The sequence below is a fragment of the Streptomyces sp. NPDC001787 genome (assembly GCF_040297465.1).
Lineage (GTDB): Bacteria > Actinomycetota > Actinomycetes > Streptomycetales > Streptomycetaceae > Streptomyces.
Genome location: NZ_JBEOZE010000001.1, coordinates 458,014 through 482,018, shown reverse-complemented (window position 1 = coordinate 482,018; position 24,005 = coordinate 458,014). Strand labels below are relative to the sequence as shown.

Below are 24,005 nucleotides of genomic sequence, written 5' to 3'. Positions count from 1 at the left end.
GACGGTGGCCGGGCCCGTCAGTCGCGCTCGTCGGCGAGTGCGCGGACCGCGTCCGCGAACGCCTCGCCCCGCTTGTTGTAGTTGGTGAACATGTCCATCGAGGCGCAGGCCGGTGCCAGCAGCACGGTGTCGCCCGGCCGGGCGAGCCGTGCCGCCTCCCCGACCGCCTCGGACATCGCCCCAGTGTCGGTCCGGTCGAGGTCGACCACCGGTACCTCGGGGGCGTGTCGCGCCAGGGCTTCGCGGATCAGCGCCCGGTCGGCGCCCATCAGCACGGCACCCCGCAGGTGCTTGGCGGCACCGGCCACCAGCCCGTCGAACGTGGCGCCCTTGGCGAGGCCCCCGGCGATCCAGACCACCGGGTCGTACGCCGCGAGAGAGGCTTCGGCGGCGTGGGTGTTGGTGGCCTTGGAGTCGTCGATGTACGCGACCTCGCCGACGTCCGCCACATGCTCGATGCGGTGGGCGTCCGGGCGGAAGGCCCGCAGCCCGTCGCGTACCGCCGCGGGCCCGACCCCGAAGGCGCGGGCCAGCGCGGCGGCGGCGAGGGCGTTGGCGATGTTGTGCGGGGCGGGCGGGTCGATGTCGCCGACCTCCGCGAGTTCCTGCGCCTGCTTGTGCCGGTTCGCCACGAAGGCCCGGTCGACGAGGATGTCGTCGACCACTCCGAGCTGCGAGGGGCCGGGGGCGCCGAGGGTGAAGCCGATGGCACGGCAGCCCTCCTCGACATCGGCCTCGCGCACCAGGTGCTCGGTGGCCGGGTCTGCGGCGTTGTAGACGCAGGCGACGGTGTTGCCCTCGTAGATCCGGCCCTTGTCGGCGGTGTACGCCTCCATGGAGCCGTGCCAGTCGAGGTGGTCCGGGGCCAGGTTGAGCACGGCCGCGGAATGGGCGCGTACCGAGGGCGCCCAGTGCAGCTGGTAGCTGGACAGCTCGACGGCGAGCACGTCGTACGTCTCGTCGCCGAGCACCGCGTCCAGCAGCGAGACCCCGATGTTGCCGACGGCCGCGGTGCGCAGCCCCGCGGCGCCGAGGATCGAGGCGAGCATCCGTACGGTGGTGGTCTTGCCGTTGGTGCCGGTGACCGCGAGCCAGGGTGCGGGCTCCTTGCCGTTCAGCCCGCGCAGCCGCCAGGCGAGTTCGACGTCGCCCCAGACGGGGACGCCCGCCTCGGCGGCTGCCAGGAAGAGCGGCTTGTCCGGCTTCCAGCCGGGGGCGGTCACGATGAGCTCGGTGGACTCGGGCAGGGTCGCGCCGTCGCCGAGGCGCACGGTGATGCCGTGCGCCTCCAGCTCGGCCGCCTGGATACGGCTGCGCTCGTCGTCCCCGTCGTTGACGACGGTGACGAGCGCCCCGAGTGAACGCAGGACACGGGCGGCGGGGATTCCGCTGACTCCGAGTCCGGCCACCGTGACGCGCTTGCCCTGCCAGTCCACGTTGCTCACTTCTTGGCTGCCCATCCTGCGTAGAAGAGGCCGAGGCCGACGATCACGCACATGCCCTGGATGATCCAGAAGCGGACCACGACAAGGACTTCGGACCACCCCTTGAGTTCGAAGTGGTGCTGGAGCGGTGCCATCCGGAAGACCCGCTTGCCGGTCATCTTGAACGAACCGACCTGGATGACCACGGACATGGTGATCATCACGAAGAGGCCGCCGAGGATGGCGAGCAGGAACTCCGTACGGGAGCAGATCGCGAGCCCGGCCAGCGCGCCGCCGAGGGCGAGCGAGCCGGTGTCACCCATGAAGATCTTGGCGGGCGAGGTGTTCCACCACAGGAAGCCGAAGCAGGCGCCCATGAGGGCGGAGGCCACCACGGCGAGGTCGAGCGGGTCGCGTACCTGGAAGCAGGCGCTGGGGTTGGTCAGGGTGTCCGCGTTGGCGCAGGACTCCTGGAACTGCCAGAGACCGATGAAGGTGTAGGCACCGAAGACCATCACCGATGCACCGGTGGCCAGGCCGTCCAGACCGTCCGTCAGGTTCACGCCGTTGGACATCGCGAGGATCATGAACAGCGCCCAGACGCAGAACATCACCGGGCCGATCGACCAGCCGAAGTCCTCGACGAACGAGAGCCGGGTGGAGGCGGGGGTGTTGCCGCTGGAGTCGGCGAACTGGAGCGAGAGCACCGCGAAGGCGATGCCGACGATCAGCTGGCCGGCCATCTTCGCCTTGGCCCGCAGACCCAGCGAACGCTGCTTGACGATCTTGATGTAGTCGTCGAGGAAGCCGACGAGGCCCATCCCGGCCATCAGGAACAGGACGAGGACACCGGAGAAGCGCATCTCCTCGCCGGTGATCACCTTCGCCAGGATGTACGCGATGATCGTCGCCAGGATGAAGGCGATGCCGCCCATGGTGGGCGTGCCCTTCTTGCTGCCGTGGCTGCGCGGGCCGTCGTCGCGGATGAACTGCCCGTATCCCTTGCGGGCCAGGAGCTTGATCAGCAGCGGGGTACCGACCAGGGTCAGAAAGAGCCCTATGGCCCCCGCGAAGAGGATCTGCCTCATCGGCCGGCGACCTCGCCCTCGGTCGAGTTCTCCAGCAGTGCCAGGGCGACCTTCTCCAGGCCGACCGACCGGGACGCCTTCACCAGCACGACGTCTCCCGGGCGCAGTTCACTGCGCAACAGGTCGACGGCCGCCTGTGCGTCGGACACGTGCACCGACTCCTCACCCCACGAACCCTCGTTATATGCGCCCAGTTGCAGCCAGGAGGCTTCTCTTCCTCCGACTGCGACGAGCTTGCTGACGTTGAGCCGGACGGCGAGCCGTCCGACCGCGTCGTGCTCGGCGAGCGACGCGTCGCCGAGCTCGGCCATCGGACCGAGCACCGCCCAGGTGCGTCCCCCGCCGGCCCGGGGGGCCTTGCCCATGGCAGCCAGCGCACGCAGTGCGGCTCTCATGGATTCGGGGTTCGCGTTGTAGGCGTCATTGACGACCGTCACACCGTCCGGACGCTCGGTGACCTCCATGCGCCAGCGGGAGAGGGCGCCCGCTCCGGAGAGCGCCTCGGCGATCTCAGTCACGGACATGCCCAACTCATGGGCGACGGCGGCCGCGGCGAGCGCGTTCGACACGTGGTGCTCACCGTACAGGCGCAAGGTCACGTCCCTGCACCCGGTGGGTGTGTGGAGCTCGAAAGCGGGGCGTCCGTCCTCGGTGAGCCGGACCTTCTCGCCCCGTACGTCCGCATCCGCGGCCTCTCCGAAGAGGAGTACCCGGGCCTTCGTGCGGGAGGCCATGGCGCGTACGAGGGGGTCGTCGGCGTTGAGGACGGCGGCGCCGTCCTCGGGGAGGACCTCGACCAGTTCGCCCTTGGCCTGCGCGATGGCCTCCCGGCTGCCGAACTCGCCGATGTGGGCGGTGCCGACGTTGAGCACCAGTCCGATGCGCGGCGGGGTGAGACCGGCGAGGTAGCGGATGTGGCCGATGCCGCGGGCCCCCATCTCCAGGATCAGGTGCTGGGTCTCCCGCGTGGCGCTCAGCGCGGTGAGCGGCAGGCCGATCTCGTTGTTGAAGGAGCCCGGCGTCCAGACGGTGGGGGCCCGGTGCTGGAGGATCTGGGCGATCAGGTCCTTGGTGGAGGTCTTGCCGGCGGAGCCGGTGAGGGCGACGACGGTGGCGTCGAGGCGCTCCACGACGGCGCGCGCGAGCGTGCCGAGCGCGGCTTCGACGTCGTCCACGACGATCGCCGGAACACCGACGGGGCGGGCGGCGAGCACTGCTGCCGCGCCCGCCTCGACGGCGCGCTGCGCGTGGTCGTGGCCGTCGGTCCGCTCACCGCTGAACGCGGCGAACAGGCTGCCTTGCGCCACTTCTCGGGAGTCGACGACGACGGGCCCGTCGACGACGACTGCCTGATCCGGTATGTCGTGCGGCTGCCCGCCGACGATTTCGGCGATCTCGGCGAGGGAAAGGGCGATCACTGGGTCATCCCTGACTGTTGTTCTCGTGGTGAGGGGCGCGGTCCGTGACGCTCGGGGACGCGTCATCGGCGCTGTGGCGCCCCAGGGACCGTGCGATGGCTGCGTGCAGAACGAGGCGGTCGTCGAAGGGCCGCACCACCCCGTGGATGTCCTGGCCCTGCTCGTGTCCCTTGCCCGCGACGAGGACGGTGTCGCCGGGCTCGGCACGGGCGACCGCGGCGGCGACGGCCGCGGCCCGGTCGGCGTCGACCAGGACGTCACCGCGCTCGTGGACGGGCACCTCGGCGGCGCCCGAGAGCATCGCGGCGAGGATCGCGAGGGGGTCCTCGGAGCGGGGGTTGTCGGAGGTCAGTACGGCGGTGTCGGCGAGGCGGGCCGCTGCGGCGCCCATCGGGCCGCGCTTGGTCGTGTCGCGGTCGCCGCCGCAGCCGAGCACGATGTGCACCCGGCCCTCGGTGACCTTGCGCAGCGAGCGCAGGACCGATTCGACGGCGTCGGTCTTGTGCGCGTAGTCGACGACCGCCAGATAGGGCTGTCCGGCGTCCACCCGCTCCAGCCGGCCGGGAACGCCCGGGACGGCCGCGACGCCGTCTGCGGCGGTCTGCGGGTCGATGCCCGCGACGGCCAGCGTGACGATGGCGGCGAGGGTGTTGGCGACGTTGAACGGGCCGGGCAGCGGGGCCCTGGCCGTGATCCGCTCGCCCTGGGGGCCGACGGCCGTGAAGGTGCTGTCCTGCGGCCCGACTTCGACGTCCTCGGCGTGCCAGTCGGCGTCCGGGTGGCCCTCGGCGGAGAAGCTGACGACCGGGACGGAGGCCTCCGTGATCAGCCTGCGGCCGTACTCGTCGTCGAAGTTCACGACTCCCAGCCGGCTGCGCAGCGGGGTGAACAGCTGTGCCTTGGCCTGGAAGTAGTCTTCCATGCCGGAGTGGAACTCCATGTGTTCCGGGCTGAGGTTGTTGAAGACCGCGACGTCGAACACACAGCCGTCGACCCGGCCGAGCACCAGGGCGTGGCTGGAGACCTCCATCGCGACCGCCTCGACGCCCCGTTCGCGCATGACGGCGAACAGTGCCTGGAGGTCGGTGGCTTCGGGGGTGGTGCGCTCGGACTTGATGCGCTCGTCGCCGATCCGCATCTCGACGGTGCCGATCAGCCCGGTGCTGCGGCCTGCGCCGCGCAGCCCGCCCTCGACGAGGTACGCGGTGGTGGTCTTGCCGGAGGTTCCGGTGATGCCGATCTGGAGCAGGCCGGCGCCCGGCCGGCCGTAGATCTCGGCGGCGAGCTCGCCCATCCGGCCGCGCGGGTCCTCGGTGACCAGTACCGGTAGTCCGGTCGCGGCGGCCCGTTCGGCGCCGGCCGGGTCGGTGAGGACCGCGGCGGCGCCGAGACCGGCGGCCTGGGCGGCGAAGTCGGCGCCGTGGAAGCGGGCACCGGGCAGGGCCGCGTACACATCGCCGGGCCGTACCGCCCGTGAGTCGTGGGTGATTCCCGTGACCTCGCCGGCCTGCGGCGCTTCGAGGCCGAGCCGGGCTGCCAGCTCGCCGAGGGAAGTCGGCCGGAGCCGGTCCGGTCGGGGCGCTCCCGGATAAGTCACAGGCGCGTCCTTCTGGGTGGTTTGAGACTGATCAGCGTGGGGCACGGCGGTGAGCGTACCGGGCTGACCCGGCCTCTCGCGAAGCGAGGGACCCGGGTTGCGGTAGATCTCGTTCCGGTTCCCGGGATCGGGGGTGATGGTTGTCACTGGGTCTTCCCTCGGGGGCGTGCTCGCGCACCCCCCTTTGTCACTCGCCGGGCTTGAAGGACACCGGCAGCCGGGCGGGCTCGCTGCCGGACGGTGCGGTCTGGAGCGTCTTCAGCGCGAACTCCATGACCTGTTTGTAGATCGGCCCGCAGATCTGGCCGCCGAAGTAGCTGCCCCGGGTGGGGTTCTGGATCGCGCAGTAGACGGTGATCTGCGGGTTGTCGGCGGGCGCGAAGCCCGCGAAGGAGGCGGTGTAGCCCTTGTAGACACCGCGTACCGGGTCGACGCGGTTGGCGGTGCCGGTCTTGCCCGCGACCCGGTAGCCGGGGATCCTGGCCTTGGTCCCGGTGCCCTCCTCGTCGCCGACGACGGACTCCAGCATGGCCGCCAGCGTGTTGGCGGTCTTCTCGCTGACCACCCGGTTCTGCTCGGGCGCCGGGGAGGGGGTGTAGCGGCCGTCGGAGCCCTTGGTCCCGCGTACGAGGGTGGGGGCGACCCGTACCCCGCCGTTGGCGATCGTGGAGTAGACCGAGGCGGCCTGTACGGCGTTGAGCGAGAGGCCCTGGCCGAACGGGATCGTGTACTGCTGCGAGGTCGACCAGTCCTCCGGCTTCGCCAGAATGCCGGGCGACTCGCCGGGGTAGTTCAGCCCGGTCTCGCTGCCGAGCCCGAACTTGCGCAGATACGAGTGGAGGACCTTGTTGGCCTCGGCCTGGGTCTCGCCGAGCTGTCCGGTGGCCAGGATGGTGCCGATGTTGCTGGACTTGGCCAGTACGCCGTTGAGCGTCAGGTACCAGGTGGGGTGGTCGATGTCGTCCTTGAAGAGCCGGTCGCCGCGGTGCAGCCGGTTGGGGACCGTGACATGTGTGCCGGGCGTGGCGACGCCTTCCTCCAGCACTGCCGCCATGGACATGACCTTGCTGGTGGAGCCGGGTTCGTACACGTCCTGGAGGGCCGCGTTGCCCAGGGCGGCCCCGTCGACCTGCGAGAGGTCGTTCGGGTCGTAGCCGGGGGCATTGGCCATGGCCAGCAGTTCGCCGGTCTTCGTGTTCTGGACGATCACATAGCCGCGGTCGGCCTTGGACTTCTTCACCTGGTCGGCGATGGCGCGCTGCGCGGCCCACTGGATGTCCCGGTCGATGGTGAGCTCGATGTCGGAGCCGGGGACGGCGGGGATCTCCCGGGCACCCGCGGTGGGCACCCTCCGGCCGCCCGACTGGGCGTACCTGATCGTGCCGTCCTCGCCCGCCAGCTGTTTGTCCAGCTGCGATTCGAGTCCGCCGCCGCCCTTGCCGTCGGCGCTGACGAACCCCAGTATCCCGGCGGCGAGGTCGCCGTTGGGATAGACCCGCTTGGTGGTCGGCACCTGGAGGACACCGGCGAGCACATTGACCCCCGGGCCGCCGTTGGCCCGGTCCTGTGCCGCCTTCTCCGCGAAGACCGACTTGAGGTCCTTGATCTGCTTCCAGACCTGCGGGGTCTGCCGCTGGGCCAGCACGGTGTAGCGGCTCCCGGGCGTCGACAGCTTCCTGGTCAGCTCCTCGACGTCCTTGCCGAGGATCGGCGCGAGAAGGGCTGCCGCCTGCTGCGGCGCGTCGGGGGCCTTGCTGTCCTCGGGGGTGAACATCTTGGGGTCGGCGGTGATGTCGTGCGCGTCGACACTGGTGGCCAGGGCGATGCCCCTGCGGTCGGTGATCTCGCCGCGCTCCGCGGCCACCGTGTACTCCTGGTAACGGTTCTTGTCGGCCTTGGCCGCGTACGCGCCGGCGTCGACGGCCTGGACCTGGAACAACCGGGCCACGAAGACCAGCATGACGGCCGTCAGACCGAGGCCCACCAGACGCAGCCGGGGGCGGGGACTGCCCAGGCGCAGCGAACGCGGGGTTCGGCCGCGGGCCTTCGTGCTGCCGGGCCGCCGGGCGGACGGGCGCGGACGCCTGCCTTCGGGGCGCGCGGTGGACCGGGGGCGGCCGGAGCCGCCCGCTCCGTTCCCACTGCCGCTGCCGCGCGGGCGCGCGGGGCCGGGTACGCGGCGGTGCGGCGGTTCCTTGGGCGGCACTGCGTCACCTGCCGGGGCTCGTCGGGGTCGGGGTCGCCGCGGTGGGCGGCGCGTTCTCTGTTCCGGGCTCGGGCCTCGCGGAACCGGTGGGAGTGGGCGTGGCGCCCGGCGGTGCGCCGTCCGAGGGGGCGTCCGGGGTGTCGGGCTCGCCGGTCCCGGGCGTCGGCTCGGGGGTCGGGGACGGCTCGGCGGTGACTTCCGCGGGGACCCCCCGGACGGTGCCGTCCGGGTCGAGGAAGGCGGGGCTGCCGCCGGGAACCATGCCGAGTTCCCGGGCGCGCCGCTCCAGTGCGTCGGGCTGGGAGTAGCCGTCGACGTCGCGCTGGAGGGCCTGCTGCTCGTCGGTGAGTTCGGTGGTCTCGCGCCTGAGCTCGCTCAGCCTGAACGAGCCCTCGTTCAGCGCGGAGTTCAGCAGGAGAAGCGTGATGAGGCCGCCGCCCAGGAGCAGGACCACCAGCAGGACGAAGGGGGTGCGGGCCGCGTTGCTGGGCCCCGACGGCATCAGCCGGGCGAGCCGTCCGGCCCGCCCCTTCAACTGCGCGGCCGGCTTGCTCACCCCGTTCCCCCCGGGCCTCCGTCGGCCGGCGCGCCGGCCGGTACCCCTGCCTCCGGTGCCGCTGCCGGAGCGCTCATCGCTCCTCCTCGCGGATGCGCTGGGCACCGCGCAGCCGGGCGGGTGCGGCGCGCCGGTTCTCGGCGACCTCCTCCTCCGTGGGCAGCTCCGCGCCCCGGGTGAGCAGCTTCAGCCGGGGCTGGTAGCGCTCGGGGACGACGGGCAGCCCGGGGGGCGCGGTGTTGGCGGCGCCGGCGGCGAAGACCTGCTTGACCAGCCGGTCCTCCAGCGAGTGGTAGGACAGGACGGCGATACGGCCGCCGACCGCGAGGCTCCCCACAGCGGCCGGGACGGCCCGCTCCAGGACACTCAGTTCGCCGTTGACCTCGATGCGCAGGGCCTGGAAGGTGCGCTTGGCCGGGTTGCCTCCGGTCCGCTTGGCGGCCTGCGGCAGCGAGTCGCGGATCAGCTCGACGAGCCGGGCGCTGTTGCTGAAGGGCTCCTTGTCGCGCTCGCGCACGATGGCGGAGACGATCCGCTTGGCCTGCTTCTCCTCGCCGTACGCCCGCAGGATCCGGACCAGTTCGCCCGGCGGGTAGGTGTTGAGGACCTCGGCGGCGCCGATGCCGGTCGTCTGGTCCATGCGCATGTCGAGCGGGGCGTCCTGGGCGTACGCGAACCCGCGGTCGGCCTCGTCCAGCTGCATGGAGGAGACGCCCAGGTCGAACAGCACGCCCTGGACCTTGGGGATGCCCAGCCGGGCCAGCACCTCCGGGAGCTCGTCGTAGACGGCGTGCACCAGGGTGGCCCGGTCGCCGTACGGGGCGAGCCGCTCGCCGGAGAGCCGCAGCGCCTCCTTGTCGCGGTCCAGGGCGATCAGCCGGGCGGCGGGGAAGGCGGAGAGCAGTGCCTCGCTGTGGCCGCCGAGGCCGAGGGTGCAGTCGACGACCACCGGTGTCCGGGGGCTCGGGGTGTCCAGAGCCGGGGCCAACAGGTCCAGGCACCGCTGGAGCATCACCGGGACGTGTCGGGTCTGGCTCAATGCGCCCTCTCAGGCTCAGTCCCGCGTGGCTGTACATGCGCCCTGGTCCCCGCCCGCTCGGAAGGGGAGGTCGGCCGACGCCGGGGAAGTGGCGTCGGCCGACCGGAGCGGGAGAGGGCCGGGCCGCACGTACACCGCACGATACGGGGGGAAATGCGGAAAATGCGGAACGTACGGAACACGCATAGATCTACGGAGTGCGCAGAATGTGCGGGCTGTGTCGGTAACTTCGCGTCACTTTAGTCCACCCTGCCATTCGATCGATTCCCGATCAACGAACCGGGCAGCGCGTCGCCCCGCCGCCGAGAACCCCCGGCCTCACCCGGAAGGACGCACCCGTGCGAGGCTTGTGGGTTACCTCACAACAAGCCTCATTGACGTTCTTTGTCCACTTCCACAGCAGGCTCCGGCCCGCCCGCAGTACTAACGTCATCTCCATGTCGACTTCCGCGCACTCCCCCGCCGAGCCCCTGACGTCCCTGCCGGCCGGTGACCGCGCCGACGGCACGGTCACCGACCGCCTGGTCGCGGCGAACGTCCGGTACGCCGACGAGTTCACCGACCCCGGCATGGATGCCCGTCCGGTACTGCACGTGGCCGTGGTCGCCTGCATGGACGCCCGCCTCGACCTGCACGACGCGCTCGGCCTCGAACTCGGCGACTGCCACACCATCCGCAACGCGGGCGGCGTGGTCACCGACGACGTGATCCGTTCGCTCACCATCAGCCAGCGGGCGCTCGGCACCCGCAGCGTCATACTGATCCACCACACCAACTGCGGCCTGGAATCGCTCACCGAGGGCTTCCGGCAGGAGCTGGAGCACGAGGTCGGCCAGCGGCCGGTCTGGGCGGTGGAGGCCTACTCGGACGCCGACCAGGACGTACGCCAGTCGATGCAGCGCGTCCGCACCTCGCCGTTCCTGCTGCACACCGACGACATCCGCGGCTTCGTCTTCGACGTCACCACCGGCCTGCTGCGCGAGATCCTCCCCACCGCCTGACCTGCCCCTGCGCTCCGTTCCGGCCCGGCACTCGGAGCACCGAAACCCCGGCAACACCCGACATATCGCACCCACTTATCCACAGGCGAGTGACACGAAGCGGTAACGGCAACAAGAATGCGGGTGTGACATCTCCCCGGGTCTTCCGGTGCGGTGTGCGTATTTCGGGGTGGGCCGGGGCAGAAACGCGCACCGGCCCGTGCACAAAGGGCCGAGGAGGGCCGGGTGACGACCTATGACGATCGAGCGAGCCTTACGGATCTGACCACCACAGCGGAGCGGGTGCGCAGGTCGGTGGAGGGTGTGATCGAGGGCAAGCCTGAGGTCGTACGGCTTTCGCTGACCGTGCTGCTCGCCGAGGGACATCTCCTCATCGAGGATGTCCCCGGGGTCGGCAAGACGATGCTGGCCAAGGCTCTGGCGCGGTCCATCGACTGCTCGGTGCGGCGCATCCAGTTCACACCGGACCTGCTGCCGTCGGACATCACCGGGGTGTCCATCTTCGATCAGCAGCGGCGGGAGTTCGAGTTCAAACCGGGCGCCATCTTCGCCCAGATCGTGATCGGCGACGAGATCAACCGCGCGTCGCCGAAGACCCAGTCCGCGCTGCTGGAGTCGATGGAGGAACGCCAGGTCACCATCGACGGGCAGACGTACGAGCTGCCCGACCCGTTCATGGTGGTGGCCACCCAGAACCCCGTGGAGATGGAGGGCACCTACCCGCTGCCCGAGGCCCAGCGCGACCGCTTCATGGCCCGGGTCTCGATCGGCTACCCCAGCCCGGAGGCCGAGCTGCAGATGCTCGACGTGCACGGCGGCGTCTCGCCGCTGGACGACCTCCAGCCGGTGGCGCACGCCCACGACATCGTGAAGCTGATCGACGCGGTGCGCACGGTCCACGTCGCCGACGCCGTACGGCGGTACGCGGTGGAGCTGGTGGGGGCCACTCGTCACCACCCCGACCTCAGACTCGGAGCCTCACCGCGCGCGACCCTGCATCTGCTGCGCGCGGCGAAGGCCTCCGCCGCGCTGAGCGGACGCGACTACGCGCTGCCGGACGATGTGCAGTCACTCGCGGCGCCGGTGCTCTCGCACCGTCTGCTGCCCACCGCACAGGCCCAGCTGAACCGCCGCACGGCGGAACAGGTGGTGCTGGAGATCCTCCAACGCACGCCCGTGCCGACATCGGCCGGCGGCACGGCGGGCCCGGTACGGCAGCCCCACCAGCAGGGCCGCCCGGTGTACGGCCAGCAGCAGCCCGGCGCCCGGCGGCTGTGATGGCCGCCGGGCAGCCCGGTGCCGCCGACGACGGCGACGACCGGGGCGGTCTGCGGGCGGCTCTGAGCGGGCTGACCACCCGGGGGCGGTCCTTCCTCGCCGCCGGGGTGGCCGCCGCGATCTGCGCCTATGTGCTGGGCCAGGGCGACCTGCTGCGCGTCGGGTTGCTGCTCGCCGTGCTGCCGCTGGTCTCCGTGACGGTGCTCCACCGCACCCGCTACCGGGTCGCGGGCAGCCGGCGGCTGTCGCCGTCCCGGGTGACCGCCGGTTCCGAGGCGCGGGTGCGTCTGCGGATGGACAACGTGTCCCGGGTGCCCACCGGGCTCCTGATGCTCCAGGACCGGGTGCCGTACGTACTGGGCCCCCGGCCCCGTTTCGTGCTGGACCGGGTGGAGGCGGGCGGCATCCGCGAGGTGTCCTACAAGGTCAGGTCCGACCTGCGCGGGCGCTATCCGCTGGGGCCGCTGCAGCTGCGGCTCAGCGACCCCTTCGGCATGTGCGAGCTGACCAGGTCCTTCAGCGCCTACGACACGCTGATCGTGATCCCCCGTACCGAACCGCTGCCGACGCTGCGGCTCGCCGGTGAGGCCTCGGGGTACGGCGACGGACGGCAGCGTTCACTGGCCCTGGCGGGTGAGGACGACGTCATCCCGCGCGGCTACCGGCACGGCGACGACCTGCGCCGGGTCCACTGGCGGTCCACCGCGCGCTACGGCGAGCTGATGGTCCGGCGCGAGGAACAGCCGCAGCGGGCCAGATGCACGGTGCTGCTGGACACCCGGCGCAGCGGCTACCAGGGCGCCGGGCCCGACTCGGCGTTCGAGTGGGCGGTCTCGGGGGCGGCGTCCGCACTGGTGCACATGCTGGAGCGGGGCTTCGCGGTACGGCTGCTGACGGACACCGGGGATTCGGTACCCGGCGAGGGCCCCGACGGCTTCGCCGGTTCGACCCAGGAGTCCGCGGACTCGGCGGGCCTGATGCTGGACACCCTCGCGGTCATCGGCCAGTCCGACGGCGAAGGCCTCTCGCCCGCGTACGACGTGCTGCGCGGCGGCAACGAAGGACTGCTGATCGCCTTCCTCGGTGACATCGACGAGGAGCAGGCGGCGGTGGCGGCCCGTATGCGGCAGCGCAGCGGCGCCGCCGTCGCGTTCGTCCTGGACAGCGGGGACTGGGGACACGGCGGGAACGGGCCGGGGACCACCGACGCGGACGAGCGGCTGCGGCCGCTGCGCGAGGCCGGCTGGATCGCGGTGCCGGTACCGCCCCGCACGGACCTCGCCGGGCTGTGGCAGCAGGCGGGGCAGCAGCGCGCCGACACCCGGTCCGCCGGGAGCGGCGGTACGACAGGTTTCTCAGGGGGATGGTCATGAGCGGGCGGACCCGGCTGACGCTGTGCGCCTTCGCGGCGACGCTGACGGCGGCGGGCGCCCTGCTGCCGCTGGTGGGCACGAAGGGGTGGCTGCCGCAGGCGGCACTGCTGCTGGCGTTCCAGAGCGGGGCGGGCGCGCTCTCCCGCCGGGTACCGCTGGCCAGGTCGCTGACCGTCGCCGTCCAGGCGCTGGTCACCCTGCTGCTGCTGACCGTGGTGTTCGCCAGGGACCACGCGCTGTTCGGTGTCCTGCCGGGCCCGCAGGCCGTCCAGCGGATCGGGGAACTGCTGACTGCGGGCGCCGACGATGTCGGTACGTATGCGATTCCGGCGCCGATGACCGACGGAATCCGGCTGCTGCTGGTCGGCGGGGTGCTGCTGATCGGGCTCGCGGTGGACGCCCTCGCGGTGACCTTCCGCAGCGCCGCCCCGGCCGGGCTGCCGCTGCTCGCGCTGTACTCGGTCGCCGCGGGGCTGGCCGAGGGCGGGGCGAGCTGGCTGTGGTTCCTGCTCGCCGCCTGCGGCTATCTGCTGCTCCTGCTCGCCGAGGGCCGGGACCGGCTCTCCCAGTGGGGGCGGGTCTTCGGCGGCACCGCCCGGTCCGCCGACGGTCTCGCCGGGCTCACCGGCCCGGGCGGCGGGGCCACGGCTCCGGTCCGCACGGGTCGGCGCATCGGTGCCGTGGCCCTGGGCATCGCCCTGGTCGTTCCCGCCACGCTGCCCGCGCTCGACGGCGGTCTGCTGGGCGGCACGGGCAACGGGAACGGCAAGGGCAGTGGCGGAGGCACCATCTCCGCGGTGAACCCGCTGGTCTCGCTCCAGAACAACCTCAACCAGCCGGAGAACCGGGAGGTGATGACGTACCGCACCAACGCACGGAACCCGCAGGACCTCTATCTGCGGATCCTGGCCCTGGACGAGTTCACCGGAAGCGAGTGGCGCTCGTCGACCCGCCGGCTGAAGGACGTGCCGGAACGTCTGCCGGAACCCACCGGGCTGAGCCCCGATGTGGCCGTCACCGAGATCAGGACGAACATCTCGGCGTCCCGTTCGTACCAGCAGACCTATCTGCCGCTCCCCTACCCCGCCACCGAGGTCGAGGTCGGCGGGCGATGGCGGTACGAGCCCGAGGGCCGCACCCTCGTCGGTGACGCCGGCCAGACGACAGGCGGCGCGCGGTACGAGGCCGGCAGCCTGATCATCGAACCCACAGCGGCACAGCTCGCCGCCGCGGGCCCGCCGCCGGAAGCACTGGCGCGGGAGTACACGCGGCTGCCCGGTTCGCTGCCGGACGTGGTGGGCGAGACCGCCCGGAAGGTCACCGAGGGTGCGGCCAACGACTACGAAAGAGCCGTGAAGCTGCAGGACTGGTTCTCCTTCTCGGGCGGCTTCACCTACGACACGACGGTCAGCTCGGGGACCGGCTCGACGGCGATAGCCCGCTTCCTCAGGGACAAGCAGGGCTTCTGCGTCCACTTCTCGTTCTCGATGGCCGCGATGGCCCGGACGCTGGGCATCCCGGCCCGGGTCGCGGTGGGTTTCACGCCGGGCACGTTCCAGGCGGACGGCGCGTCCTCGGTCGGGCTGCGGGACGCGCACGCCTGGCCCGAGCTGTACTTCGAGGGTGTGGGGTGGACCCGGTTCGAGCCCACCCCCACCCGGGGCAGCGCCCCGGCGTACACCCGGCCCGACACCCCTTCGGGCGACACGGAAGATCCGGCGCAGCCGTCCGCGAGCGACTCGGCCGCCCCGACTGCCGCGCCGTCCGCCTCGGAGAGCTGCCCCGCGCAGATGCGCCGCCAGGGTGAGTGCGGTGCCTCGGCGGCCCCCGGCGCGGCGGGTCCCGCCGATCCGGGGACCCCCGCGGGCACGGTGGCCCTGGGGATTCTCGGGGCGGTGCTGGTGCTGGTGGTACCCCTGCTGCCGCTGCTCTGGCGGATCCGGGCCCGTAACCGGAGGCTGGGTTCGTCCGGCGGCCGGACGGCTGAGGACGCGACGGCCAGAATCCTCGCGGCCTGGAGAGAGATCATCGATTCGGCGTGGGACCACGGCATCGCGCCGGACGAGTCGCTGACCCCGCGCAAGGCCGCGGCGCGGATCGTGCGCCTGGGCCGTCTCGATCCCACCGCCGCCGCCGCGGTGCACCGGGTGGCGGGTTCGGTGGAGCAGGCGCTCTACGCGCCGCGGCCCCGGCCGGTCACCGCTCTCGCCGAGGACGCGATGGCGGTACGGGCGGGTCTGCGGGCCGCCGCGGGCCGCGCCGCACGGCTCCGTGCGACGTTCGCGCCCCGCTCCGCCGTCCGGGTGGTGTGGGCGGTGGCGGATCGCCGGGCGGCGCTCCGGGACCGCTGGGCGAACCGTACGGGCCGTGGCCGCTGGACCGGCAGGCTGCGCAGGCCGACGCGGCAGCACGGCTGACCCCCGGCGCCGGTCCGCCCGACCGGGCGGGCCGGGCCGGGCCGGCGGGCCGGCGGGCCGGGCCGGGCGGACCGGCCAGGAGGGCCGGGAGCAGACCGTGCCCACGAGGGCGGAACGGTGGCTCCGGCTGCGAATCCCGCTCCCGCCTCCGCTGCGGCTCCCGCTACGGCCTGTGGCTGCGCACATGTGAGGGGCGGCCGCAGAAATGCGGCCGCCCCTCACCCATCAGAGTCGCGCGTTAAGTTCTCAGCCCGAAGCCGAAAACGACTTCCGGAAGTCGGGAGCTGCTATTGGCCCTGTTCGTCGCGGCGGCGCTGCCACCGTTGCTCGATGCGGTTCATCATCGACCGGCGCTGCCGGGGCTGTCGGCGTGCGCCACTGCCCCCGCTCCCTGCGGCTTCCTGCTGTTGTTCGCCGGGTTTGGGCGCTTTGCGCCACCCGGTGACCGCGAGCACGGCGCAGCCGAGCATGACGAGGAACCCCACCACGCTGATCCAGATCTGCTGCGCGACCATTCCGGCCATGAGGAGCGCGATACCCACCAGAAAGCCAGCGACCGCCTGGTAGACCCGTCGCCGGGTGTACGTACGCAGCCCGCTTCCCTCAAGCGCTGTAGCGAACTTGGGATCTTCGGCGTACAGCGCTCGCTCCATCTGCTCGAGCATTCGCTGCTCGTGCTCCGAGAGCGGCACGGAGTCCTCCTCGTCGTCGGCCGCGGGGGCGACCGGTATGCGGCCCTTCCAGGATAGGCAGGGATTCGCCCCCGTGAAACCCGCCCTCTAGCGTTTAGCCACTCCGGACCGCCATGTCGGCTCGGCTGCTGAGGCGTAGATTCCCCGACATCCGATCCGTCATGCCGGATGGTGTCACCCGATCATACGGGGCGCGGGCGCCGTACGGGGGTCCTGGGCAGTACTCCGTCTGCGGCTGCGTTGCTGATCAGCCGCGCTCCGGTGGGTCCGCGGCCGTGCTCCGGCCACGTCCCCGCCACCCTCAGGCGCGCTTCTCGCCCAGAACGTGCAGCTGGGTCGCGACCGAGTGGAAGGCCGGCAGCTCGGCCACCGCCGCCTCCAGCTTGAGCAGGGCGTCCACGGCACCCGGTTCGGTGTCCACCAGGACGCCCGGCACGAGGTCGGCGAAGACCCGCACACCGTGGACGGCCCCGACCTCCAGGCCCGCGCCGGAGACCAGGCCGGAGAGCTGCTCGGCGGTGAACCGGCGCGGCACCGGGTCGCCCTCGCCCCAGCGGCCCGCCGGGTCCGTGAGCGCCTGCCGGGCCTCGGTGAAGTGCCCGGCGAGCGCCCTGGCCAGAACGGCCCCGCCGAGCCCGGCGGCGAGCAGGCTGAGCGCACCGGACGGGCGGAGCGCGTCCACCGCGTTCCGTACGCCCTCGGCGGGCTCGTCCACGTACTCCAGGACTCCGTGGCAGAGCACGGCGTCGAAGCCGCCGCGCTCCACCACGTCGAACAGCCCGAGGATGTCGCCCTGGACTCCCCGGACCCGGTCGGCGACCCCGGCCTCGGCGGCGCGGCGCTCCAGCGCGAAGAGCGCGTTGGGGCTGGGGTCGACGACCGTGACCCGGTGGCCGAGCCGGGCGGCGGGCACCGCGAAGTTCCCGGTGCCGCCGCCGGTGTCCAGGACATCCAGGGCATCCCTGCCGCTCACCGCGGCCTGGCGGTCAAGAGCGTCCTTGAGCACCTCCCAGACCACGGCGGTACGGAGGGAGGCGCGGGGGCGCAGCTGGTCCGACACGGCAGATGACTCCTCGGCACGGTGCCGCCACTGACGGCGGAGCGTGAACAGTGCAGGTGACTACAGGTGCTGTCCACCCTATTGCCTCGCACCGCCGCCCCGGTCACCCAGCGTCGGGCCGCTCCCTTCTCGGCTGCGGGAGGACCGGCTGGAGCACCAGCAGGCGTTCGACCAGGCGCAGGAACATCGCCGCGTCGCGCAGCAGATCATCGGCGTCGCGGCGGCAGGCCGCGCCCGGCATCCCCGCCTCGGCACGGGCCCGGCGGGCGGCCCCGGAGGCGAACAGGGCGCTCCACTCGGTGAGTTCGGGCGCTATTTCCGGGAGGACCTCCCAGGCACTGCGGATGCGCTCGCGGCGGCGCTTGTTCGTTTCGGGCCGGCCCCGGGCCGCGAGGACGGCGGCGGCGGCGCGCAGGGCGGCGAGGTGGGCGGTGGCGTACCGCTCGTTCGGAACGTCGAGAACGGCGGCCTCCTCCAGGCCGGTGCGGGCTTTGGCGAGCAGATCGAGAGCGGCCGGCGGTGCCGTGGTGCGGCGCGGTACGGGGTGGACATCGCTCGGCGGACCGGTCAGTGAGGGTGCAGGGCTGACTGTGCGGCGCCGCGGGGCGGCGGCTGCGGACGAGCTGGCCATGACGAACCTCCTGCTGTCGTCGTGTGACGGCTCCGTGGCCGTATGTATCCATCGTGACGGCCCCCACTGACAATGCCGTCGAAACCACCCCTGACCTGGCCTTTTGCATTCGAGTGCAAGTTCGGGCTAGTTTTTTGCACTGACCAGTCAGTCTAAAGAATCGTCCGAGCACCAGAGGATCAGGGGAGAATCTGTGGACAGCCCGTACGGCGCGGCCGTCGGCGCCGAGGACTTCGGACTCAGGGGACCGCGTGGCTGGGTGTTCCGGGGGGTGGCGTTCGACGCCGATCCCGGTTCGCTCGTCGCGATCGAGGGACCGTCCGGCACGGGCCGCACCTGCCTGCTGCTCGCGCTCACCGGCCGGATGCGTCCCACCGAGGGCCACGCGGAGACCGGCGGCCTGCGCCTGCCGGGCAAGGCGTCCGCCGTCCGCAGGATCAGCGCCCTGGGCCCGGTCCCCGGGGTCAGCGAGCTCGACCCCGCCTTCACCGTCGCGGAGCACCTGCGGGAGCGGGCCCTGCTCCAGCGACGCTACGACGGTTCCCTGCGCGCCCTGCTCCGCCCCCGCGCCGAACGCGCCGCCTCGGCGCGGGCCCGGATCGACGAGGCACTGGACCGCGCCGGACTCGACCCCGCCGCCCTGCCCAAGGCCGGCCGGACCTCCGTACGGGATCTGGAGCGGCTGGAGGCGCTGCGGCTGTCCGTCGCGCTGGCCCTGATCGGCAGGCCCCGGCTGCTCGCCGTCGACGACACCGATCTCAAGCTCTCCGACACCGGGCGCGCCGAGGCCTGGGAACTGCTGCGTTCGGTCGCGGACGCGGGAACGACGGTGCTCGCCGTGTGCAGCGACGCCCCCGAGGACGCACTCGTCGTGCGTACCGGCACCACCGAAGAGAGGACGGCCGATGCGTTCGCCGAGACTGGCCGCGCTTGAGCTGAAGCGGTTCGGCAGGGGGAAGCTGCCGATGGCCGCGCTGGTGGCGATCCTGCTGCTGCCCCTGCTGTACGGCGCCCTGTACCTGTGCTCCTTCTGGGACCCCTACGGCCGCCTCGACAAGCTGCCCGTGGCCCTGGTCAACGAGGACAAGGGGGCCGACGCCGCGGGCGAACGGATCACGGCCGGTGACGAGATCACCGGCAAGCTGCGCGACTCCGAGGTCTTCGAGTGGCACGAGGTGAGTTCCGCCGAGGCCCTCAAGGGCGTCGAGGACGGGACGTACTACCTCTCGCTGACCATGCCGTCCGACTTCAGCGAGCGGATCGCGTCCAGCGGCGGTGACTCCCCCGCCACCGGCGCCCTCCAGGTGCGGACCAACGACGCCAACAACTACATCGTCGGGCAGATCTCCCGCTCGGTGTTCTCCGAGGTACGCACGGCGGCGTCCACGAACGCCTCACGGGGCTTCCTGGACCGGATCTTCATCAACTTCTCCGACCTCCACGGTGAGACCGCCAGGGCGGCCAAGGGCGCCGACGACCTCAAGGGCGGGATCTCCCAGGCCAAGAAGGGCTCGAAGGACCTCGCGGACGGTCTCAAGGACTCCAAGGCGGGCAGCAAGCGGCTGTCCGACGGCATCGTCACGCTCAACCAGGGCGCGAGCGATCTCGAAGCGGGTTCCCGGCAGGTCGCCGACGGCACCCAGGCGCTCGCCGACAAGGTCAACGGGATCGCCACCGACGTACGGCCGTTCCTCAAGGACAACGGACGGGCGATCGGCGACACGGCCCGGCTGGTCGCCGACTCCTCGCAGACCGTGCGCGACAACCTCGGCCTGCTCGTGGAGGCCGCCCCCACCGCGGCGAGCGCCGCCCGCACGGCCTCCGACGACCTCGCCGAGGTCTACCGCACCCGGTGCGAGGAGCAGCCGCTCCCCGACGACCCGACGGTCTGTCCCCCGCTGAAGCGGGCCAGTACCGCGGCGGCCGATGTCGCGAAGGTCGCGGACGACGTGAACGCCATGGTCACGCGCCAGAACGGCGACCTGAAGAAGCTGCGCGGACAGCTTGCCACCCTGCAGAAGCAGGCCGACGCGCTCGCCGAGCGCTCCCCGACGCTGGACACCGACCTGGAGTCCGCCGTCGCGAAGGTCAACGCGCTCAACACCGGTGCCCACAAGGTCGCCAAGGGCGCCGACGACCTGCACACCGGACTCGGCACGGCCAGGACCGGGTCCGCCGACCTGGACACCGGGGTCGGCAGGCTCAAGACGGGCGCGGACAACCTGGACGGCGGGCTGTACCGGCTCGGTGACGGGTCGGCCACGCTGGCCCAGGGGCTGAACGACGGTGTCGGCAAGATCCCCGACTACGACAAGAAGGACCGCGACACACGTACGGGCGTGATGGCCGACCCCGTGCAGCTGGCGTCCGAGTCGCTGCACGCGGCCCCGAACTACGGCACGGGCTTCGCCCCCTACTTCATCCCGCTCTCCCTCTGGGTCGGCGCGATGGTGGCGTACATGCTGATCCAGCCGCTCAACCGGCGGGCGCTCGCCGCCGGGGCCTCCGCCTGGCGGATCGCCTTCGCCGGCTGGCTGCCGGTCGCCTCGATCGGCCTGCTCCAGGTCGCCGCGCTGATGTCCGTCCTGCACTGGGGCCTCGGCCTGCAGATGGCCCACGCGGCCGGGACGATCGGCTTCCTGGCCCTGGTCACCTGCTGCTTCGCCGCGATCATCCAGTGGCTGAACGCCCGCTTCGGAGCGGCCGGACGGATCCTGGTCCTGGCGGTGCTGATGCTCCAGCTGACCTCGGCCGGGGGCACGTATCCCGTGGAGACCAGCCCCGGATTCTTCGGTGCCATCAACCCCTATCTGCCGATGAGCTACGTCGTCGACGCGCTGCGCAGACTGATCACGGGCGGCGGCCTCGGCCCGGTGTGGCAGGGCTGCGCCGTACTGATCGTCTTCACGGCGGGCGCGCTGACCCTGACCGCGCTCTCCGCGCGCCGCAAGCAGGTGTGGACACCGGCCCGGCTGCATCCGGAGCTGAGCCTGTGAGCACCCCGGGACCTGTGAGAATCGACCGTATGGAAAGCAGTAGCACCACGCGCCGCCAGGCCACCCGGCAGAAGCTCTACGAGGCGGCGGTGACGCTCATCGCGGAGAAGGGCTTCTCCGCCACCACGGTGGACGAGATCGCGGAGCGTGCCGGGGTCGCCAAGGGAACGGTCTACTACAACTTCAAGAGCAAGACCGAACTCTTCGAGGAACTGCTGCGGCACGGCGTCGGACTGCTCACGGCCTCCCTCCGGGCAGCCGCCGAGGGGACCGAGGAGCGGGGCGGCACCAGGGTCGAGGCGCTGGACGCGATGATCCGGGCCGGGCTGGCCTTCATCGACCGCTATCCGGCCTTCACCCAGCTGTACGTCGCCGAGCTCTGGCGCACCAACCGGGCCTGGCAGGCGACGCTCCTGGTGGTACGTCAGGAGGCCGTGGCCGTGGTCGAGGACGTGCTGCGGGAGGCCGTGGAGAACGGTGAACTGAGCGAGGAGATCGACATTCCGCTGACGGCGGCGGCGCTCGTCGGAATGGTGCTGGTCGCGGCCCTCGACTGGCAGGCGTTCCAGCCGGAGCGGTCGATCGACGAGGTGCACTCGGCGCTGTCCCTGCTGCTGCACGGGCGGGTCAGCGGGCGCTGATCCGGAGCGCCGCGGACCGGTCCCGCACGCGAGGACGCCGGCCCGGTGGTGTTCGATCCCCCTCGAACTCCACCGGACCGGCGTCTTCCGTGCTGCCGGAGAACCTTTCCCCCGTGACCCCGTGTCCCCCGTGGTCCCCCGGGCCCTCCGTCGCGCACCCCCGTGCGTCAGGGGTGCCGCGCCGTTCCGCCGCCCCGTGTCGGCGGTCCTGGCGCCGCGCCCCCTCCGTGGCCACCACTCTGCCGTCTGCGCAGGTGGGGGCCTATCCGCACACCTACTCATCTCGCTCCCTAGGTACGGGTACTCAGGGCTGCGCACCCGGGCCCACTCCGGCCGGGCCCGCGCTGGTTACGATCGCGTCCGTGTCCGTACTCCCTCTGGTGTTCACAAGCGGCTGGGCGAGCGGGATCAACGCCTACGCGGTGGTCCTGCTGCTCGGCGTCTTCGGCGCGACCGGGGTGAGCGACGAGGTGCCCGCGTCGTTGCAGCGCACCGATGTCCTCGTCGTGGCCGCCGTGCTGTTCCTGTGCGAGGCGGTGGCCGACAAGATCCCGTACGTGGACTCGGTCTGGGACACGGCGCACACCGTGATCCGGCCGCTGTCCGGCGCGGTCGTGGCGGCACTGCTGGCCGGCGGGAGCGGTTCGCTGCCGGAGCTGGCGGCCGGGGCACTCGGCGGTTCCACGGCGCTGCTGAGCCATCTGGTGAAGGCCGGCACCAGGATGGCGGTCAACACCTCCCCCGAGCCGTTCAGCAATATCGGGGTGAGCACGGCCGAGGACCTGGGTGTCGCGGGGATCATCACCTTCGCGATATTCCATCCGCTGGCGGCAGCCGTCATCGCCGCGACACTGCTGGTGCTCGGGCTGGTGATACTGGTCTTCCTGGCCTCGCGCATCCGCCGGTTCCTGCGGCGCAGGGCACAGCGGCGCGAGGAGAGGGACCTGGCCCGGACGGAAGGGCACCGGCCTCCCGGGTGAGGTGCCGACGGCGGTCGATAAAGTCACCCGCATGGCACGAATTGCGGTGATCGGCGCCGGGACGGGCGCGATGGCGGCGGCCGCCCGGCTCGCCGTGGCAGGCCACCGGGTGACGGTGTACGAGCGGTCGGCGACGTACGGCGGCTCGGTGGGCCGGTACGCCCACGACGGCTTCGTCTTCGACACGGGCCCGGGGCTGCTGCACCTGCCCGCGGTCCAGCGGGACCTGTTCGTGAAGACCGGCAAGGAGTCCCTGGAGCAGAGCGTCACGCTGTGCCAGGTCGACCCGGCGAGCCGCCACCTCTTCGCGGACGGCACCGCGGTCTCCCTGCCCAACGCCTCCCGGTCCAAGGTGGCCGCCGCGCTGGACGGAGCGCTCGGGGCGGGCTCGGGCGCCCGCTGGAGCGGTTTCCTGGACCGGGCGCGGGACGCCTGGGACCGGTCGCGGCGGCCGTTGCTGGAGGAGCCGCTGACCACCGGCCGGCGGGCGCTCGGCAGCGACCCCTACCCCGCGGTCCGGCAGCGCCGGCTGCTGCGCGGCGCCCGGCAGGCGGGAACGGTCTCGGAGATCGGCGCCTGGGAGCTGGCGGACCCCCGGCTGGCCGCCCTGCTCGACGGGTATGCCCTGGCGTACGGCCTCGATCCGCGCCGCGCCCCGGCCGCCGCGGCGCTCCTGCCGTACATGGAGGAGACCTTCGGCAGCTGGTACGTCGCCGGGGGGATGCGGGAGCTGGCCCGTGCGGTGTACGAGCGGTGCCTGGCCCGCCGGGTCGAGTTCGTCTTCGGCGCCGAGGTGGTCCGGATCGTCGAGAAGGACGGCCGGGCCGCGGGTGTGGAACTGGCGGGCGGTCGGATGGCGGAGGCCGACCGGGTGGTGCTCGGCGTCCAGCCGCGCCCCGGTCTGGTGCCGGGTCAGGAGCCGTGGTCGGACGGGGACATGGCGCTTCGGCCGCGCCCGGGGACGGGTGACGCGCCCGGCCGGTTCGTGGTGCTTCTGTCCCTGCGCGGCGCCCGGGAGGCCGGTGCCGCGCACCGTACGGTGGTGCATCCGGCGGACGGGGCCGCGGAGTCGGATGCGGTGTTCGGGGGCAAGGTCGCCGAGACCCCCACGGTCACGGTGCTGCGGCCCGACGATCCCTCGACCCGCCCGGACGAGGCCCATGAGGCGGTGACGCTGACCGCCACGGTGGCCCCGCAGGGGCCGGTCGACTGGACGGACGCGGGGCTGCGTGACCGGTACGCCGGCACCCTGGTCTCGCTGGCCGCCGCGGCCGTTCCCGGGCTGCGGGAGCGGATCCTGCACACCGAGGTGCGGACCCCGGCCGAGACCGCCGCCGAGACGGGCGCCGAGGGCGGTGCGGTGCCCGCGCCCGCGCTGGCCGGGGCGGGCGGCGCGTATCTGCACCCGGCGAACCTCACCCGGCTGCCGGGCCTGTATCTGGCGGGTGGCTGGTCGCACCCGGGCGGCGGCCTCGCGCACGCCGGGATGTCGGGAACACTGGTCGCCGGACTCGTCGTGGAGGGCGACGGCTTCCGCGGCTCCCGCTGAGCACGGGGACGGGCGGGGCCGGACGCGGGCAGGGGGACGGCCGTCGCGGGCCGTCCCCC

19 protein-coding genes are annotated in these 24,005 nt (G+C 72.3%); 9 read left to right on the top strand and 10 right to left on the bottom strand.

Annotated elements, in window-relative coordinates:
* Positions 1 to 17: 17 nt before the first annotated feature.
* The 7 genes from murD to rsmH form a co-directional block, all read right to left on the bottom strand.
* Entirely contained in the window at positions 18 to 1,460 is a 1,443-nt protein-coding gene (gene murD, locus ABT170_RS02040) for a UDP-N-acetylmuramoyl-L-alanine--D-glutamate ligase (protein ID WP_329945682.1), read from the bottom strand.
* Complete coding sequence (gene mraY / locus ABT170_RS02035) at positions 1,442 to 2,512, bottom strand: phospho-N-acetylmuramoyl-pentapeptide-transferase (protein ID WP_266929884.1); 1,071 nt, start codon at positions 2,510 to 2,512, stop codon at positions 1,442 to 1,444. The genes murD and mraY overlap by 19 nt, the downstream gene beginning before the upstream one ends.
* Complete coding sequence (locus tag ABT170_RS02030; protein WP_329945681.1) at positions 2,509 to 3,930, bottom strand: UDP-N-acetylmuramoyl-tripeptide--D-alanyl-D-alanine ligase; 1,422 nt, start codon at positions 3,928 to 3,930, stop codon at positions 2,509 to 2,511. Before ABT170_RS02030 ends, mraY begins: the two co-directional genes overlap by 4 nt.
* A gap of 4 nt (positions 3,931 to 3,934) precedes the next feature.
* Positions 3,935 to 5,674, bottom strand: a complete 1,740-nt coding sequence (locus tag ABT170_RS02025) for a UDP-N-acetylmuramoyl-L-alanyl-D-glutamate--2,6-diaminopimelate ligase (protein ID WP_443034361.1) — start codon at positions 5,672 to 5,674, stop codon at positions 3,935 to 3,937.
* A 40-nt stretch (positions 5,675 to 5,714) separates the two neighbouring features.
* Complete coding sequence (locus ABT170_RS02020; RefSeq protein ID WP_329945679.1) at positions 5,715 to 7,733, bottom strand: peptidoglycan D,D-transpeptidase FtsI family protein; 2,019 nt, start codon at positions 7,731 to 7,733, stop codon at positions 5,715 to 5,717.
* 4 nt (positions 7,734 to 7,737) lie between these two features.
* Positions 7,738 to 8,289 (bottom strand): cell division protein FtsL, encoded by a 552-nt coding sequence (gene ftsL / locus ABT170_RS02015; RefSeq protein WP_329945678.1) that lies wholly within the window; start codon positions 8,287 to 8,289, stop codon positions 7,738 to 7,740.
* A gap of 73 nt (positions 8,290 to 8,362) precedes the next feature.
* A complete protein-coding gene (rsmH, locus tag ABT170_RS02010; protein WP_351863454.1) occupies positions 8,363 to 9,328 on the bottom strand; it encodes a 16S rRNA (cytosine(1402)-N(4))-methyltransferase RsmH in 966 nt (321 codons plus the stop codon).
* A 437-nt stretch (positions 9,329 to 9,765) separates the two neighbouring features.
* On the opposite strand from rsmH, the gene ABT170_RS02005 reads away from it, so the two are divergent.
* The 4 genes from ABT170_RS02005 (at position 9,766) to ABT170_RS01990 (ending at position 15,397) form a co-directional block, all read left to right on the top strand.
* Positions 9,766 to 10,329, top strand: a complete 564-nt coding sequence (locus tag ABT170_RS02005; RefSeq protein ID WP_329945676.1) for a beta-class carbonic anhydrase — start codon at positions 9,766 to 9,768, stop codon at positions 10,327 to 10,329.
* Between the two features lie 225 nt (positions 10,330 to 10,554).
* On the top strand, positions 10,555 to 11,607 hold the full coding sequence (locus ABT170_RS02000; protein WP_329945675.1) for an AAA family ATPase: 1,053 nt from the start codon (positions 10,555 to 10,557) through the stop codon (positions 11,605 to 11,607).
* The gene (locus tag ABT170_RS01995) at positions 11,607 to 12,980 is read left to right on the top strand and encodes a DUF58 domain-containing protein (RefSeq protein ID WP_329945674.1); all 1,374 of its coding nucleotides are present in this window, start codon (positions 11,607 to 11,609) and stop codon (positions 12,978 to 12,980) included. Before ABT170_RS02000 ends, ABT170_RS01995 begins: the two co-directional genes overlap by 1 nt.
* On the top strand, positions 12,977 to 15,397 hold the full coding sequence (locus ABT170_RS01990) for a transglutaminase TgpA family protein (protein ID WP_351863452.1): 2,421 nt from the start codon (positions 12,977 to 12,979) through the stop codon (positions 15,395 to 15,397). Before ABT170_RS01995 ends, ABT170_RS01990 begins: the two co-directional genes overlap by 4 nt.
* A gap of 287 nt (positions 15,398 to 15,684) precedes the next feature.
* Here the strand turns inward: ABT170_RS01990 and ABT170_RS01985 are convergent, their stop codons facing one another.
* The 3 genes from ABT170_RS01985 to ABT170_RS01975 all read right to left on the bottom strand — a co-directional run bounded on the left by ABT170_RS01985 (position 15,685) and on the right by ABT170_RS01975 (position 17,780).
* Positions 15,685 to 16,089 carry an SCO2097 family morphological protein gene (locus ABT170_RS01985; protein WP_266929903.1) on the bottom strand — a complete coding sequence of 135 codons (405 nt, stop codon included), beginning with the start codon at positions 16,087 to 16,089 and terminating at the stop codon, positions 15,685 to 15,687.
* A 301-nt stretch (positions 16,090 to 16,390) separates the two neighbouring features.
* Entirely contained in the window at positions 16,391 to 17,149 is a 759-nt protein-coding gene (locus tag ABT170_RS01980) for a methyltransferase (protein WP_329945672.1), read from the bottom strand.
* 103 nt (positions 17,150 to 17,252) lie between these two features.
* A complete protein-coding gene (locus ABT170_RS01975; RefSeq protein ID WP_329945671.1) occupies positions 17,253 to 17,780 on the bottom strand; it encodes an SAV_6107 family HEPN domain-containing protein in 528 nt (175 codons plus the stop codon).
* A gap of 193 nt (positions 17,781 to 17,973) precedes the next feature.
* Here ABT170_RS01975 and ABT170_RS01970 point away from each other — a divergent pair, with 193 nt between their 5' ends.
* The 5 genes from ABT170_RS01970 (at position 17,974) to ABT170_RS01950 (ending at position 23,946) form a co-directional block, all read left to right on the top strand.
* Positions 17,974 to 18,714, top strand: coding sequence for an ATP-binding cassette domain-containing protein (locus ABT170_RS01970; RefSeq protein ID WP_329945670.1), 741 nt, complete (start codon positions 17,974 to 17,976; stop codon positions 18,712 to 18,714).
* Positions 18,686 to 20,776, top strand: a complete 2,091-nt coding sequence (locus tag ABT170_RS01965) for a YhgE/Pip family protein (RefSeq protein WP_351863449.1) — start codon at positions 18,686 to 18,688, stop codon at positions 20,774 to 20,776. Before ABT170_RS01970 ends, ABT170_RS01965 begins: the two co-directional genes overlap by 29 nt.
* A gap of 29 nt (positions 20,777 to 20,805) precedes the next feature.
* Positions 20,806 to 21,417 carry a TetR/AcrR family transcriptional regulator gene (locus tag ABT170_RS01960; protein WP_329945668.1) on the top strand — a complete coding sequence of 204 codons (612 nt, stop codon included), beginning with the start codon at positions 20,806 to 20,808 and terminating at the stop codon, positions 21,415 to 21,417.
* 362 nt (positions 21,418 to 21,779) lie between these two features.
* A complete protein-coding gene (locus ABT170_RS01955; RefSeq protein ID WP_329945667.1) occupies positions 21,780 to 22,397 on the top strand; it encodes a DUF4126 domain-containing protein in 618 nt (205 codons plus the stop codon).
* 31 nt (positions 22,398 to 22,428) lie between these two features.
* Positions 22,429 to 23,946, top strand: a complete 1,518-nt coding sequence (locus ABT170_RS01950; protein ID WP_351863446.1) for a phytoene desaturase family protein — start codon at positions 22,429 to 22,431, stop codon at positions 23,944 to 23,946.
* Positions 23,947 to 24,005 lie beyond the last annotated feature (59 nt).

What these genes read in the sequence shown, in the direction of transcription:
- ABT170_RS01960 (WP_329945668.1), top strand. Translation starts at nt 20,806, where the DNA reads ATGGAAAGCAGTAGCACCACGCGCCGCCAGGCCACCCGGCAGAAGCTC.
- mraY (WP_266929884.1), bottom strand. Translation starts at nt 2,512, where the DNA reads ATGAGGCAGATCCTCTTCGCGGGGGCCATAGGGCTCTTTCTGACCCTG.
- ABT170_RS01965 (WP_351863449.1), top strand. Translation starts at nt 18,686, where the DNA reads ATGCGTTCGCCGAGACTGGCCGCGCTTGAGCTGAAGCGGTTCGGCAGG.
- ABT170_RS01975 (WP_329945671.1), bottom strand. Translation starts at nt 17,780, where the DNA reads ATGGCCAGCTCGTCCGCAGCCGCCGCCCCGCGGCGCCGCACAGTCAGC.
- murD (WP_329945682.1), bottom strand. Translation starts at nt 1,460, where the DNA reads ATGGGCAGCCAAGAAGTGAGCAACGTGGACTGGCAGGGCAAGCGCGTC.
- ABT170_RS01995 (WP_329945674.1), top strand. Translation starts at nt 11,607, where the DNA reads ATGGCCGCCGGGCAGCCCGGTGCCGCCGACGACGGCGACGACCGGGGC.
- ABT170_RS01990 (WP_351863452.1), top strand. Translation starts at nt 12,977, where the DNA reads ATGAGCGGGCGGACCCGGCTGACGCTGTGCGCCTTCGCGGCGACGCTG.
- ABT170_RS02005 (WP_329945676.1), top strand. Translation starts at nt 9,766, where the DNA reads ATGTCGACTTCCGCGCACTCCCCCGCCGAGCCCCTGACGTCCCTGCCG.
- ABT170_RS01950 (WP_351863446.1), top strand. Translation starts at nt 22,429, where the DNA reads ATGGCACGAATTGCGGTGATCGGCGCCGGGACGGGCGCGATGGCGGCG.